Raw genomic sequence first — 15,286 nt, 5'->3', positions numbered from 1 at the left:
TTGACATTAAGGTTTAAATGCCGAACAGCGTAGGGTAGCACAGCCAGACGTGCACCCTTGTGGTAAATGGCGTCACCGATGATGATCTAGAAGCGGTGCGACGGTTGAGGTAGGAATTGTCATGAGTGAATGCGATCGCGTGTTTATTCATGGTATACTTTTCACCGTGGGAAAATATGCCTGCCTATAGACTCGATATATAAGGTTGCAGACGAGGACACAGAAAGAGCGATCGCACCGTTCGTAGTGAGCGCTTTAGCGCTTCCTATTGGTATCTCTAATAGCTTAGAGGAAAGATTGTCAGCGCTAGGCGTTGCTCCAGACTCTTTGTTGTAACACATAAGACACAGATTGAATCACATTCTGCTGTAGACTCACACTTAAATGGCACAGATTGACACAGAAAACCGTTTCACGTCTGTCTCAATCGAATAATTTAATTATGTTCTCACACCTGTATCTGTGGAGTGAAATCAGTGGGGCTAACCTCTCACATCTCCACCCCTACCGTTTCGATAAATCTGAGAAATCAGTGTCTCGCACTGTGCTACCGGAAAAACCCACCAACTAGCGTGGCACATCTACGTAGGGGCGCATAGACGTGCGTCTTTGTAAGCAAGGCTATCGCTGAGTGCCTTTTAACTGGTGATACAGTTGAGATGATAAACTCAATGGGGTTACAGCAAAAAACTATGACGGCTGTGAAATCTCTGTTAGAGCAAGCTCGAAATCCCAACTTCTGGAGGAGTCTAAATCCTGAGCTGAGTGTCAGTGAAAATTTGCTCCCCGAATCCTTGACTCCTTTGACGGTTGAGCCAGAACAGATAAAAAAGCTGTTGCTCACGCTCAAGACGGATGGCTATTTTCAAATCGATGGAATTCTGCCTGAGGCAGATGTTTTACGCATGGCGGCTGGTGTGGAAAAGATACGGCAGACAGGCTGGACACCACCCTTTGTGTTTGTCTATGATGAGTTTTGGCAGACCTTTTGCCGATTATCCCAGATATTATCGACTGTCTTGGGTCAAAACTATCAGCAGCTTCCAGACTTTTGGGCGTGGTATCTTGACCCAAGTAAGACAGAGACGGGATGGCGCCCCCACCGTGACAAGTTGCAAAATACACTGTTACCAGACGGAATGCCCAAAAGTTTGACGGTGTGGATTCCCCTGAGCGACGCCACGCCGCTCAATGGATGTATTTACATTCTACCCGCCGCGTTCGATCCTAATTACGGTCGTGATTTCTCAGTCCATAAAATTGATAATATTCAAGATATTCGGGCATTACCGGCACCCGTGGGTTCGGTTTTGTGCTGGAATCAAGCTGTGCTGCACTGGGGGGGGCGCAGTAGTGAAAGAGCGACTCATCCACGCCTCAGCTTTGCTTTTGAGTTTCAACGGGGTGATGTTACACCTTACAACACTCCCTTGCTTGACCCATCTAAGCCTCCAAGTTTCTATCAACGCTTGGGCTTGATTGGCAAGCAAATCCTTCAATACAAGCACATGTACCCTCTATCTGAGCCGCTTGCTGAACTTGCTGTGGAGCTAAAAAAAATGGATACGAACGAGCCTTCAACTAATCTGGAAAATTCCTCATCAGAATGTCGGGAAATCAACGGTCAGATATCGGAACTGTCAGAACAAATCAGGCAGCAATTTGATTTTTCTCCTTATCCGAGAGTTTCTTTAGAAGAATCTCCGAAAGATAAGCCAAGTTTGCTTTATATTTATAATATAGTTACACCTTACTACCGCAGAACTGGAAAAGTTATTGACTCCCAAGACAAGGTTATTTTAGATGCAGCCTGTGGTACGGGTTATAAATCATTAATCTTAGCAGAAGCAAATCCAGGTGCAAAAATTGTGGGTGTTGATTTATCGGAAGAATCGGTTAAGTTGGCTCGTCAGCGCTTGCAATACCACGGTTTTGAGAATACAGAATTTCATGTCCTAGCCATTGAAGATTTACCAAGCTTGGGCATGGAGTTTGACTACATTAATAATGATGAAATGCTTTATTTCTTGCCCGATCCGGTGGTGGGATTGCAGGCAATGAAGTCGGTTTTGAAACCGGATGGAATTATCCGGACTAATCTCCATAGCTCATTTCAGCGAAGCAACTTTTTTCGGGCGCAGACACTTTTCAAAAAGATGGGAGTGATGGAGGAAGAAGAGCAAGAGTTAGGGATAGAATTAGTTCGGCAAACGATGGGGGCGTTGAAAGACGGAGTGCTTCTGAAAGCCCAAACCTGGCGTCCCCAGAATGAAACAAAAGATGAGCTAATTGTCGTCAATCACTTGCTGCGGGGTGACAGAGGCAACACTATTCCTGAACTGTTTTCTGCTTTAAGAGCCGCCGATTTAGAGTTTGTCAGCATGGTTAATTGGTGGCAATGGGATTTAATGGCTTTGTTCAAAGAGCCAGATGATTTGCCAGTGTTTCTGGGTATGAGCTTACCAGAACTGTCTGTGGAAGAAGAGTTGCATCTATTTGAACTCTTACATCCTATACATCGTCTGCTTGACATTTGGTGTGGTCATCCTGATCAAACTGAATCCTTTACCCCTGTTTCTGAATGGACGGACTCTGACTGGCAAACAGCGCAGATTCACCTCCATCCTCAGCTAAAAACACCAAAATTTAAAGAAGACCTAATCGAGTCTCTTACCCAGTTAAGAATGTTTGAAATTTCTAAGCATCTACAGCTCGTTGAAACGTTTGTAACGCTAGATACCTCTATGGCAGTATGTCTCCTGCCTCTGCTGGACGCCCCCCAGTCCATAATGTCACTGGTGGAACGTTGGCAGCAGGTTAGACCAATCAATCCTGTGACGTTGGCACCGACGGATGAGAAACAGGCATCTTACCTCATCCAGCAGATGTTGACTCAGCTAGAGAGGTTAGGATACGTGCTGCTAGAGCGCTAGTCCTGAGAACCATTGGCTCTCAAAAGCCAAATTTTTTGCCGCAGATGATAGGAAAGTTGTCGAAAGTGGGTAAGTTACATCCAGGAGTTATAAATCACTTATCCCACACCTCAAGGAGAGACACCTGATGAAAACAGAACTAAAGGCTAAGTTCCTACAGCACCTGAACCAGAAAAAGCAGGACGAAGGGTTCACGCTGATTGAACTTCTCGTTGTGATCATCATTATCGGTATTCTGTCTGCTATTGCTTTGCCTTCCTTCCTCAACCAAGCGAATAAGGCAAAACAGTCAGAAGCCAAGCAATATGTTGGTTCTATGAACCGAGCTCAGCAGGCTTACTACTTAGAAAACAACTCTTTTGTCAATGACACAAAAGACATAGGTCTACTAGGTCTGGGGATTGCTACTCTAACGACAAATTACAAATACGTAATTGATGGTCAACCTAGTCAAATTACTAACCGCGCACAGCAGGTAGCGCCTGCAGCACCCCTTAAAGCCTATATAGGTCCCGTTAATGTGGGAACTGTACAAGGTACTGGTGAAGCAACAACCTTGGCTATATTATGTGAGGGAAATGAGGCTTTAGTTTCTAAGGGGGCTGCTGGTACAGAGGCTCCAACCTTTAGCGATACTGGACCAACGTGTCCCAAAAATTATAAGCCGTTATAAGCGGCTAGGAGAATATACCTGGGCGAAAATACCAGGGCGATATGAGTAATCTTAAGCACAGTGGGTAGCAGAGTTCTACCCATTTTGTTTAATAGAGATAGTTTCGTTTACTAATTATCTGGTAAACGTGTAATTTATATTTGTTGGTAGAGTGAGATTTATAAAAGTAATGTCCGATGATTAACGACTCCTCGTTGACGAATAGCATAAGCTGGCAACAGCGAGCCAATAATTATTTAATTCAAGGGAACTACCAAAAGGCGGCAAACCTCTATGAACAGGCAATTGCTGCTGAACCGGATGTGTCATCTTACTACTGGTATTTAGGGTTAATGTTGCTGCTGCAAGGGCAAGAAGCAGAAGCCCAGATGACCTGGTTACTGCCAATGATGCAGGGTGACGCCGAACAGGTAGAACAGTGGACAGAGGAACTAATTCAGGTACTGCAAACAGAGGCGCAGCGACAAGAAGACTTGACCAACTTTGCCATGGCTTGGGCAATTCGCCAGCATATCCGAGAAATGCGTCCAGCAGATCTGACTAATTTGTTACACCTGATTAATCTGGCAATTAAGCTAGAGAGGTTTACTGGTGATGAATTAACGGATTTGGGCATTATTGACCTGCTTAAATCGGAACAACGGGTCAGTCTTGATATTGATTTACTTCTACAACTCTTACAAAAGGTCTTAGATAAGGCTCCGTTGCATCCATCAAGCTTGGAATTGGCAAAAGCCTGTCTACCTCATATCCAGGAACCTATCCCATTTTTGTTAGTTTTAGTGCCAGCATCCATCGAAATAGCTTACACAGTAGGATTACCGGGATTGGCAGCCGAGCTGATTGCCCTGGGCTTACCCCTCAATACCTATAAGGCAGAAATCCTGCGTCATTTAGCGGCATTTTATCAAAATTCTCGCAACTATGTCAAAGGAATAGAAACGGCAAAATGGTGCTATGCCGAATCCCAAACCTTGCCAGAAAAAGTCGGGGCGCTTTATCTACTCATGCGAGGTTTGCTGACGACTGGGGCGTATTGGGACGAGGTTTGGCAAACCTTCGATCAACAGCAATCTCTATTGTTGGCATTAATTGAAGAGCAATCACTACTCTCCAACCCAGCGCTGATTCAGCGGCTGTTTAATGTCAATTCACTTTGTTACTACTTGCAGGATGAACCTCAAAAGAATCGGCAGATTCAGAACCAAGTAGCACAACTTGCCCAAATCAACGTGCAAAATTATGCGAAAGAACAGGCAGAACGATACCGACAGAGGTCTGTGGCGAACCGAACCAAACCCTTGAAAATTGGATATCTTTCCCATTGTTTTCGCAGTCATTCAGTCGGTTGGCTTGCCCGCTGGGTTTTTCAGCATCATAATCCTGATTGTTGTCAAGTTTATACATATTTTATTAGTTACAAAGAAAGAAATGACCCCTTACAAGAGTGGTATTTTCAGCAAGCCGATCAAGCTTATAAAGGCGGAGGTGATGGGACGGAGATCGCCGAAAAAATTTATCAAGACGAAATTGATATTTTAATTGATCTCGATAGCATTACCCTAGACACAACTTGTGAGATTCTCTCACTGAAACCTGCTCCCATTCAAGTGACTTGGTTAGGCTGGGATGCTTCGGGAATCCCGGCAATTGATTACTTTATAGCCGACCCTTATGTGCTGCCAGACTCAGCTCAAACCTACTACAGCGAAAAAATATGGCGATTGCCCCAAACCTACATTGCGGTAGAGGGCTTTGAGGTGGATGTACCGACTCTGCGACGCGATCAGCTCGAAATTCCCAGCGATGCCATGGTATACCTCAGTGCCCAAAACGGATACAAGCGTCATCCCCACACCGTGCGACTGCAAATGAAAATTCTCAGGGAAGTACCTAACAGCTACTTTCTCGTTAAAGGGTTTGCTGACGAAGAAGCTATTCAGAAATTATTTAGCCAAATAGCCGAAGAAGAGGGAGTGAATAGCGATCGCCTGCGCTTTTTGCCCATGGTGGCTTCGGAGGCAGTTCACCGTGCCAATCTGGGTATTGCCGATGTTATCCTCGACACCTACCCTTATAATGGGGCGACCACGACTCTAGAAGCCCTGTGGATGGGTATTCCTTTAGTGACTCGCGTCGGGGAACAGTTCGCCAGTCGCAACAGCTACACCATGCTGGTGAATGCGGGAGTAACGGCGGGTATTGCCTGGACAGATGAAGAGTACGTAGAGTGGGGGGTACGCTTGGGAACAGATGCAGCCCTGCGGCAGGAGGTTGCCATGCAGCTTTGGCGATCGCGGCAGACTGCCCCCCTGTGGAACGCCAGACAGTTTACCCGCGAACTGGAAGCAGCTTACGAGCAGATGTGGACAAGGTATTTAGATAGCCGTCATTCGTTATGAATTCTGATGATATAACAGCTCACTCCCCATCTTGGGCAGAACAAGCCCGCCACTATTGGCTCCAAGGAGACTATACCCAAGCCGCCGCACTCTACGAGCAAGCGATCGCCAATCAACCTGAAGTGATGTCTCACTACTGGCACGGTGGACTCATGCTGTTGCTTCAGGGTGATGAGGCGGCTGCCCAAACCACTTGGGCTTTGGCAATGATGGAGGGAGAAGCAGAGCAAGTACAAGGGTGGACATTGGAATTAAGCCAAGTTTTGGAAGCCGAGGCAGAACGCCAGGAAGCAATTTCTCAACCGAAAACTGCCTGGTTAATTCGCCAGCATCTGCGAGAAATCGCTCCGGAAGACTTTACCAACTGTCTGCGAATCGTGCAGCTTGCCTTGACCCTGGAAACCTTCACGGCGGATGACTTAGCTAATTTCCACCAAAGCCTGCAAACTGTCCAGGCTGACACAATTGATACAGAGCGTTTGCGAACTGTCCTGGAGCAAATTCTAGAAGTCGCCCCCGACTCTCCCCTAATAGCTGAGTTTATTCATAGCTGTTTGTCTGTTAGCTGTGACGCTCAACCGCTCATTGAAGTGGTCATGGAGGCAGCAGGAACAGCATTTCGCCATGAGCAGCCTGCTCTTGCGGCTCAATTAGCGTTGGTATGCTATCGCTACAAGCCTCATGATTTGGGAATTTCCTATCTACTATCCCTGTACTACCAGTACAGCCACCAGTACAGTGAAAGTATTGCGATCGCTAGAGAACACTATACTCGCTGCCAAACTCTACCCAAGCAAATCCAAGGTAATTTCTTGTTACTGCGAAGTTTGATGATTGCTGGCGGTCACTGGCAAGAAAGTTTGCTGTTGCACGAGAAGCATCAATTGCTGTTGCAAACGCTGCTAGCAGAACAGCCCAAAGACCTTCATCCTTCTATCCTTCAAGACATATTACCGTCTCTTTACTTTTTCCCTTACTTCACAGATACGCAACCGAGCGATCGCCAATTACAAAACCAAGTCGCTCAATTTTGTCAAGACTCTTTTCAAACGGCTGCTGCTGAACAAGTCAAACAATTTCAACAAAAGGTAACCCAACGACGTTCCAGCCAACCTGTCCAACCCCTGAAAATCGGCTATTTATCTCATTGCCTTCGCCAGCATTCCGTAGGCTGGATTGCGCGTTGGCTCTTCAAATACCACAACCAAGAGCAGTTTCAGATTCATGCTTTCTCGATGCAATCTCGGCAAAACGATAGCGTTGAGCAATTTATCACCCATCACTGCGATCGCGTTGAAGACGTTTCTACCCTAGAACCCGTCACCATTGCCCAGAAAATCGCCCAAGCAGAGATTGACATTTTAGTCGATCTTGATAGTCTCACCTCCAGCATAGCCTGTGCGGTGATGGCGCTCAAACCTGCCCCAGTTCAGGTATCCTGGCTAGGGTTGGATGCCTCAGGTTTGCCTGCCATTGACTACTTTATTGCCGATCCCTACGTGCTGCCAGAATCTGCCCAGGCAGAGTATAGCGAAACCCTCTGGCGCTTGCCCCAAACTTACGTGGCGGTGGACGGGTTTGAGGTTGCAGTTCCGTCACGGCGGCGAGATTTGCTTGACATCCCTAATGATGCTGTAGTTTACTTCAGTTCCCAACGGGGTTTCAAGCGCCATCCCGATTCTGTACGTCTACAAATGCAAATTCTCAACGCCGTACCGAATAGCTATTTTTTACTCAAAGGAGATGGCGATCCAGAAACCATCCGGCAGTTTTTTGAGCAGCTAGCAGAAGAAGAAGGGGTAGCAAGCGATCGCCTCCGCTTTCTACCATGGGCAAACTCAGAAACCATTCACCGTGCCAACTTAGGGATTGCCAATGTTGTACTCGATACCTATCCCTACAATGGCGCAACCACAACTCTGGAAACACTCTGGATGGGTGTTCCCTTGGTAACGCGAGTTGGACAGCAATTTGCCGCTCGCAACAGCTACACGATGATGATCAATGCGGGTATTACCGAAGGCATTGCTTGGAGTGATGAAGAATACGTGGAGTGGGGTATTCGTCTGGGCAAAGACACAGCACTGCGAGAACAAATATCCTGGAAATTGCGGCAATCTCGACATACAGCCCCTCTATGGAATGCCAAGCAGTTTACCCGTGAGATGGAAAAAGCGTATCAGCAAATGTGGGTGAGATATCTCGAAGAATCTAAATGATAGGTATTTGATCAAAACCCTACTCAGTCTGAAGTACCCAATCCCCTGTTTCCTGTTGTACAGCCCGTTTTTCACTGAGACTACTGATTTTCCATGCAGAAATTTTATCAGCTTTAGCTTGCGCGATCGCTCCTTGATTCTCGTTCTCTAATACAATCCGAGATTGAAGCCGAGTTAGCAGGGCTTCCCACTGCATATCACTTAGTTTTCCGAGGATTGAAATTTCTGGTCCCTCTTCAACCTCTAATTCTTCTTCCATCAGCAGATTCATCACTACGCTAGAGACAGCAAGATCCGCATCTTCTACAGAAATGTTGCTGGTGTCTATTAGTAAGGTGATGTAATTTTTATCGGGGTGAGTTGCGATCGCTCTGATAACATTTGCTAGATCTTGAGCTATTAATTCCTCTGGTTTGCTCCAGTCTGGGAAAATCACTAAGTTAATATCTCTTAACCGAAGGTTGTTGCTGAGAGAATCTGCCAGATAGTTGCGGAAGAGATTCTGGAATAAAGCGCCCATTTTTGCCGAGTAAGCGCGACTGTCCAAGAATGGGGGGGTAGCCTGCATTTTTTGCTTAATCTGCTCACTCTGGCGTTGGCGTAATTCAGGATTAGTACCGAGTGCGATCGCTAATTGAGTATAAGCTTCTTCGCTGCTGGTAATTAAATCCTGGATATCGAGCGATCGCAGCAGTGATGCTCCCTTTTTGGAGCGAGAGTATTCTCCTTCCCATACAACCGTCGGTAAACCAACTTCTAGGGGTTCAATGAGCGAGGTCATCCCGGAGTATGGATAGGAATCTAAATATATATCGCTCAATTTCAACCGCTCTTTAACGTCAGCACGATTTGGTGCAGGATCGAGAATAAATAACCTATCTTCACTGATTCTATATTTAGTAAAGGTAGCGGTTATGCGCTTGCGGAAAGCAATGACTGGATAGGAGGATGACCAGTTAGGGTTAAACGGATAAAGTAATAAGACGGAATTAGGTACACTCGCAATTATCCTTGCCCAAACCTCTTCGATTTCTGGAATTATTTTGTAGTAATTAGCACCAGAAACATAGACAACAGCTTCTTTAGCGATACCTAAACTCTCTCGACTAATACTGGTGGTGGGTAGACTTTGAGCCTCCGTTGCAAAATCAAAACACTGAGGAGGACTATCTAACTTAACCAAAGTCTCTGTATAATGCTGTTGAGCATCATTTTCGGACTCAGACAATTGACTGGAAATGTAGTAATCTACATGGGGCATTCCAGTTGTTACAGGAGAGTTAGCATCAACCATCTGTATTCTGGCGAGGCGATGCATAGCTAGCAAGGTAATTTGGTGAGTTACTGCGGTGACATTGGTAGAAATGAAGAGAATATCTAAGTTAGCTTTCCGAATAGCTTCCACCTGATTTGGTAGGTCTGCTGGCAGTTTGACGAGGACATCGGCATGACCTGCACAATATCGCTCCAAGCGATGATTAGTCGTATGGATGGTAAATAGAATAATTTCAAATAAATCTCTATTTAAATGTTTATATATAGGCAGAGTAGCAAATGTTTCTGTTTGTATACCATAATGAGAAGCCAGGATGCCTAAGCGAATTTTATTTTGCTCTGGAGAACATTCTCTAGAAAACTCAAATTCTAGCAAATTATACTGATTCTTTAAGTTAGCTTCTAGGATATCAGCGCGTTTCTTGTATATACTTTTCAAATTTACTTGGTTAAAGTATAAAGGAATAAAATCGACTATACTTGTAAAATATTTAGCAATTTCTTGCCAACCCTGAGATTTAGTATTATTAACTATGTTAGTATGGATATCAAGAACTAACTTCTCTATGTAGTGATAGTAAAGTTCCGCCTCTCCCGGTTCCTGAAAATCACGAGGGGATAGAAGATATTTCAGGTAATCTTTGATCAACGAGTTAGGAATGCGTATCAAGTCATGTGGCAAACTTCTCTCTCTAAACCTGTGCAGTTGATAAAATTGCAGGGTTTCTGCTTTTGCTTTTGTGATCGCCTCTCGATTTTCGTTTTCTAAGATAATGCGAGCGTAGAGGCGAGGTAATAGAGATTCCCACTGCATTTCATCTAGATGTCCGACGAGAGATATTTCGGCTCCCTCGGTAACATCCAAATCTTCCTGCATGAGAAGATTCATTGCTACGCCGGACAAAAATAAATTAGCATTCTCCTCAGAAGTATTACTGGTGTCTATCAGCAAAGTGATATAATTTTTGTCGGGGTGAGTTGCGAGCGTTTTAATCACTTGTTCTAATTCTATCCCTAGTGACTCATCAGGCTGAGACCAATCGGGGAAGATAATTAAATTAATATCTCTCAGGTTTAAATGTAAGAGTGTAGCCTCAATTAAGGCAGAACTAACCATTTCCGCCATTTTTATCCATGAGAAGTTTTTCGCTTGTTCTAAACCAGCAGCAATTAACGAGTTACGAATATCCGGTTTCTGGACTTCACAAAGAGCATTAGCCAGTCCATTAATATCGGTGTCATTCACATATAATGCCGCTTTTCCTGCTACTTCAGGAATCGGACCATTCGGACAGGTTACCACGGGGCAAGCACAAGCCATTGCCTCAAGTACAGGGAGTCCAAAACCCTCATACTTCGACGGATAAACCAAGGTAACAGCACCAGAATAGGCTAATCTTAACTCCTCATCACTAAGGTATAGGGTATGAACAGTACTACCCGACGTATAAAGTCTAAATTCTTCTGATACGAAAGAGCTACTACCTGTACAAACAATATCAAAACCTTGTCGGGTGCAAACTTTAGCAAATGCTTTTAAAAATAAAATAGTATTTTTATGGCTTCCTCCAGTACCGACCAAAATAAAGTAAGGTTTTGAAATACCATATTTTGTTTTAAAGCCAATAATTTCTTCGTGCGTGGCTGGATAAAAAGTATCTTTAACGCCGTTATAAGCAACTGTGATAGAGTCTTGTGAAATATTGGGTAAAAAGCGAATTAAATCACGCGCTGTATTTTCTGAAACGGCAATATAGGCAGATGCGTGCCGGATACCATAATGTTTTTCTCGCCACATCGGCTGGTTAATATCCCAGCCTAGTAGTTCGGGAACCATGTCATGTGCCATAAACACAGATGGTGTTGACAAGGGTGTAGTATAGTAAGTAGAAATAAATAAATTAGCACCTTCTTCATCACAGATTTGCTGTAGCATTTCGCGATCAGCATCTGTTTTATTATAGTCATAGGGTGCTATTAAACGATACCTAACACCGGAAATTGGAGGGGCAGTTCCAGCTCGATCTAGTACAATAAGATACTGAGAAAAGCCATTGCTTACCCACTCTTCCAACAAAGACATCCACACCCGAGCTATTCCTGTTTTTTCTATCTGAAAAAACACACCATCAACGATAATTAGCATATTTTTCATCTAACCAATTAAATTCAATTGCTTGATTTTTTAGACTTAGCAAATACTATATAGCAATCCTATTTAGGTTGTGGCAATTTTCAAAAATGAAACCCTTGTTATACCTGGCTTTCGAGCTTTTCGCTTGTTGCATCCTATTTAGGATTGCTATAAATATATATATCCCATCAAAAATGAAACCTACTGAAGCTTAAAATATCCTGTTTTTGAACGACAAATTCGCTTACTATGTAAACTATCAACTTCACATAAAGGGATTTTATCTACACTGATATTTTCAAGTTTAGGCTTATCTTTTTCCAAAACAAGACGATAGTAAATATTGCTAGAAAGCGCTTCCCACTGGACACGAGTCATTTGTCCAACAAGAGCTAAGTCTTCATCAGTCACATCATTTATATCTTCTTCCATCAATAAACTCATCGTGACACTCGATAAAAATAGAGCGGCTTCTTCTTCAGAGATATTACCATATTCTAGCAACAAAAGAATATGCTTTTGATCCGGATGATGCAAAATAGTTTTTAATATAAGTTCTAACTCAGCAGCTACTTCCTCCTCAGACCGCTCCCAATCCAAAAAGAAAATCAAATTAATATCTCTAGTTTTTTTGAGAAGACCTAAAAATTCATCTTCAATTAAGCTAGAATAAATTACTGGCTTTTTGTAAACATTTTTTCGATAAGACAAACTTGTAGGAGGCATGTCTAATTGTAGGGAAAATGGTTCAATTTTATTCAGTTCAATTACGGCAATACCATTGGCACAGGGCCACGGACAATTATAATGAACATGAGTTAATTGATTTTCTTCCACTTCCAACCAAATTTGAAAAGGGTTATGAACAGGGGGTTCGAGAAAAAAGCGTTTAAAGAAACTTTTCGATATAGCTTTTTTAGGAATTCTATATTTGCATTCCAGAAGTCCTAAATATTCTTCGCTAAATTGAATGTACCATTCTCCATTTATTAATTTTCCAAAAGGTACTGTGATTAAAGCTTGACCACCAACTACCAATAAATCGTAAATTTTAGCAATTGCCTTCAGCGGAGCTTCTAGATCGGAAACTTCATCATCTTCCCCATAGTATCCGGAAGGTTCAACACCTTGTCCAATATGTTCAACAGTGGAAATTGAGACTATTGCTTCATATTTTTTCTCAGATGGCAAATCCATCAAATTCACGTTATCTACACCTGGACATCGTTCAAATTTATCTACTATGCGTCTAGATCTAATACCGATATATTCGCTTAATGAATTCTCATAGAAATAGAGAACATTGCCAACTTCGAGAATTTTATTTTTCTCCTTTAAATGAGCTAGGAAGTCAAAAGCTATTGGAATCTCAATCGAGCGTTCAGCACTATTGTTGACAGGTATTCGATTGTAGTACAGCGGTTTACCTTTATATATGAAAGTACTTTTCCATTGCATTATTATATTCCTTTTTTTACTAAACTATTATATAAATTTTAAAATAGGCTTGGTTTATAGGTCATACTCCCTAATGTAATCTCGAATTTTCTTGACTACAGGTAGAGATTCTAGTCCTGACTCAACCAATTCTGGAACTTGAGCCAAACCCTCAATTATATTATCAGCAAAATTATAGCTTGGATCATTGCCATACCTCAAAGTTAAATACTCTAGAAGTTCCAAGGCATAATCAGTAAAATTCAAAACATCAGCTAGACAAGCCAGTTTAAAAATTCGCTCAGGTGTCTTTAGCTGAGTTTTTAGGTCTTCTCGAATTAGATCGCGGAAATAATAAGCATCTGCCCAGATTAGTGATCCTGTATGAGGTTGGGATACAACAGGTGAACTTACCCGCCGCCCTCGTCCCGTAGTTACAACTAAATCCAAAAGTGTAAACTCTTGTTCTCTGAGATAGCGGTCGATATCGCTAAAGAGAGGTTGGTCAACATATACAGGAGTGAATTCCACTTCAGTGACGATAGCAAGAACGCTAGAACTTAAAATTTTAGCAGCTCCTTCTAAAACAGCCAACTCTCCCCCTTGAACATCTAATTGTATAAAATCTATTTCATTAATATTTTCTGATACACAGAACTCATCTAACGTGGTTGTCTCAATTTCCACCGCCGACTGTAGAGAAATTAGTTCTTTATATCCAGCAAATCGTTCCATATATAGTTCATTAGGAGGATATAATGAACTGCAACCTGGAAACTTAGTTAAATATAATTTAGCTTGTCCTACCGAGTTACTCAAAGCAAGAGGAATATGCTTTTCAGCCCAATTTACTTGTCGAGATTGGATCTCAGCATTCATCTGATTACAAGCATTGGAATCGGCATCAAAGCCATATATAGTTAGATTAGGAGCAAAGATATCCCAGCCTTGAGCGCCATAGTCATCTTGTGTGACTAATTTACGAGAACCAACAACAGCGATAGTTATTTGAAGTCGATTTAAATGACCACTTTTTTTTAAATTAGGGAGAAATAATACCACAATAAAATTATAAAATTGTGAATGATTTTATCTAGAGCCAATTGAATCAATCAGGCTGTAGCAGTAATCCTAGGGGATTGGTAAAATGTAGAATACATAATTAACGAAGAGTTGGAAGTATGACTCATTGAAAATTGCGGCATTCATAATTTATCCGCCTGCTGCTTTAACTCAGCCAATTTTATCTTATACTTTGCATCTTGAGGATGCAACTCCACCAACCTTTCCAACGGCGCGATCGCACTTTGAGTATCCTGCATTTGTAACCGTATATCCACCAAGCCTTCCAGCGCCACCCGATTCTCCGGTTCCCGTTCTAAAACCAACTCATACCCCCGTTCCTTCGCCGCTAGCTGTTGATCAACCGACGCCTCTTCCGAGGTAGCCGTCGTTTGCGGTTGCTGTAAGGCATTACTATATAGACCAAATAGCCCATAGCCCGTAGACCCCAGAAAGGCTACCATTGAGAATACAAGAAGAATTCGTTTGAGAGGATTTTCTTTGGGTTTCTGATCCGACATACCGACCTACAGGTAAAAGAATCTGCCAGCCCATCAAGTCTCAGCTAATTGCTCAAATTAGCCAAAGTGAGCCAAAACGACCGAATTTAAACAGCTTGAGCGTTGAGCAGTGAACCTGAATTCACAGCTTCGTCCTATCCTTAACCTACCCACATCTCGACCCAGAGCGATCACCTAACCTTAATAATGCCTCAATTGAATCGTGCGATCGCAGCCTGATTCCCTTTGCGCCAATTTTGTTCCCTCCCCTTGAAGGGGAAGGTTAGGAAGGGGTCGCGTTAAGGTATGGCTTTGTTGATTTAGTATTGGGCGACCCGATCCAATTGAATGGATTGGAGTTGTTCATTGATACAGGCGGGTCGCCCCTACAAGGATCGCCTGTTCTATTTGGGTTAATTCAATCGTGCGATCGCAGCCTGATTCCCAGCCAGCGTCAATCTTGTTCCCTCCCCTTCGAGGGCAGGGTTAGGGAGGGGTCAGATCACGGTATGGCTTTGTTGATTAAGTAAAGGGCGACCCGATCCAATTGAATGGATTGGAGTTGTTCATTGATACAGGCGGGTCGCCCCTACCCAGATCGCCTGTTCTATTCCGGTCAATTCAATCGTGCGATCGCAGCCTGATTCCCAG

Annotated in this window: 7 protein-coding genes and 1 pseudogene; 4 read left to right on the top strand and 4 right to left on the bottom strand. The window is 43.3% G+C overall.

Features of this window, described 5'->3' with window-relative positions; all coding sequences use genetic code 11:
• Window positions 1-692: 692 nt before the first annotated feature.
• The 4 genes from RH949_RS09420 to RH949_RS09405 all read left to right on the top strand — a co-directional run bounded on the left by RH949_RS09420 (window position 693) and on the right by RH949_RS09405 (window position 8,227).
• The gene (locus RH949_RS09420) at window positions 693-2,933 is read left to right on the top strand and encodes a methyltransferase domain-containing protein (RefSeq protein ID WP_446352678.1); all 2,241 of its coding nucleotides are present in this window, start codon (window positions 693-695) and stop codon (window positions 2,931-2,933) included.
• Window positions 2,934-3,060: 127 nt separating this feature from the next.
• Entirely contained in the window at window positions 3,061-3,606 is a 546-nt protein-coding gene (locus tag RH949_RS09415) for a type IV pilin-like G/H family protein (RefSeq protein ID WP_446352677.1), read from the top strand.
• A 176-nt stretch (window positions 3,607-3,782) separates the two neighbouring features.
• The gene (locus RH949_RS09410) at window positions 3,783-6,008 is read left to right on the top strand and encodes an O-linked N-acetylglucosamine transferase, SPINDLY family protein (RefSeq protein ID WP_446352676.1); all 2,226 of its coding nucleotides are present in this window, start codon (window positions 3,783-3,785) and stop codon (window positions 6,006-6,008) included.
• Complete coding sequence (locus tag RH949_RS09405) at window positions 6,005-8,227, top strand: O-linked N-acetylglucosamine transferase, SPINDLY family protein (RefSeq protein ID WP_446352675.1); 2,223 nt, start codon at window positions 6,005-6,007, stop codon at window positions 8,225-8,227. The genes RH949_RS09410 and RH949_RS09405 overlap by 4 nt, the downstream gene beginning before the upstream one ends.
• A 19-nt stretch (window positions 8,228-8,246) precedes the next feature.
• Here the strand turns inward: RH949_RS09405 and RH949_RS09400 are convergent.
• The 4 genes and pseudogenes from RH949_RS09400 to RH949_RS09385 all read right to left on the bottom strand — a co-directional run.
• Window positions 8,247-11,645, bottom strand: a pseudogene (locus RH949_RS09400) (O-linked N-acetylglucosamine transferase family protein); the annotation flags it as partial.
• 192 nt (window positions 11,646-11,837) lie between these two features.
• Window positions 11,838-13,094, bottom strand: coding sequence for a hypothetical protein (locus RH949_RS09395; RefSeq protein ID WP_446352674.1), 1,257 nt, complete (start codon window positions 13,092-13,094; stop codon window positions 11,838-11,840).
• Between the two features lie 54 nt (window positions 13,095-13,148).
• Window positions 13,149-14,135, bottom strand: a complete 987-nt coding sequence (locus tag RH949_RS09390; protein ID WP_446352673.1) for an FkbM family methyltransferase — start codon at window positions 14,133-14,135, stop codon at window positions 13,149-13,151.
• A gap of 143 nt (window positions 14,136-14,278) precedes the next feature.
• Complete coding sequence (locus RH949_RS09385) at window positions 14,279-14,656, bottom strand: tetratricopeptide repeat protein (RefSeq protein ID WP_446352672.1); 378 nt, start codon at window positions 14,654-14,656, stop codon at window positions 14,279-14,281.
• Between the last annotated feature and the right edge of the window lie 630 nt (window positions 14,657-15,286).

This window comes from Coleofasciculus sp. A1-SPW-01 (genome assembly GCF_040217205.1).
GTDB classification, from domain to species: domain Bacteria; phylum Cyanobacteriota; class Cyanobacteriia; order Cyanobacteriales; family Coleofasciculaceae; genus Coleofasciculus; species Coleofasciculus chthonoplastes_A.
Note: the sequence above shows the minus strand (reverse complement) of the source record. Positions and strands in the feature narration are given on the sequence as shown.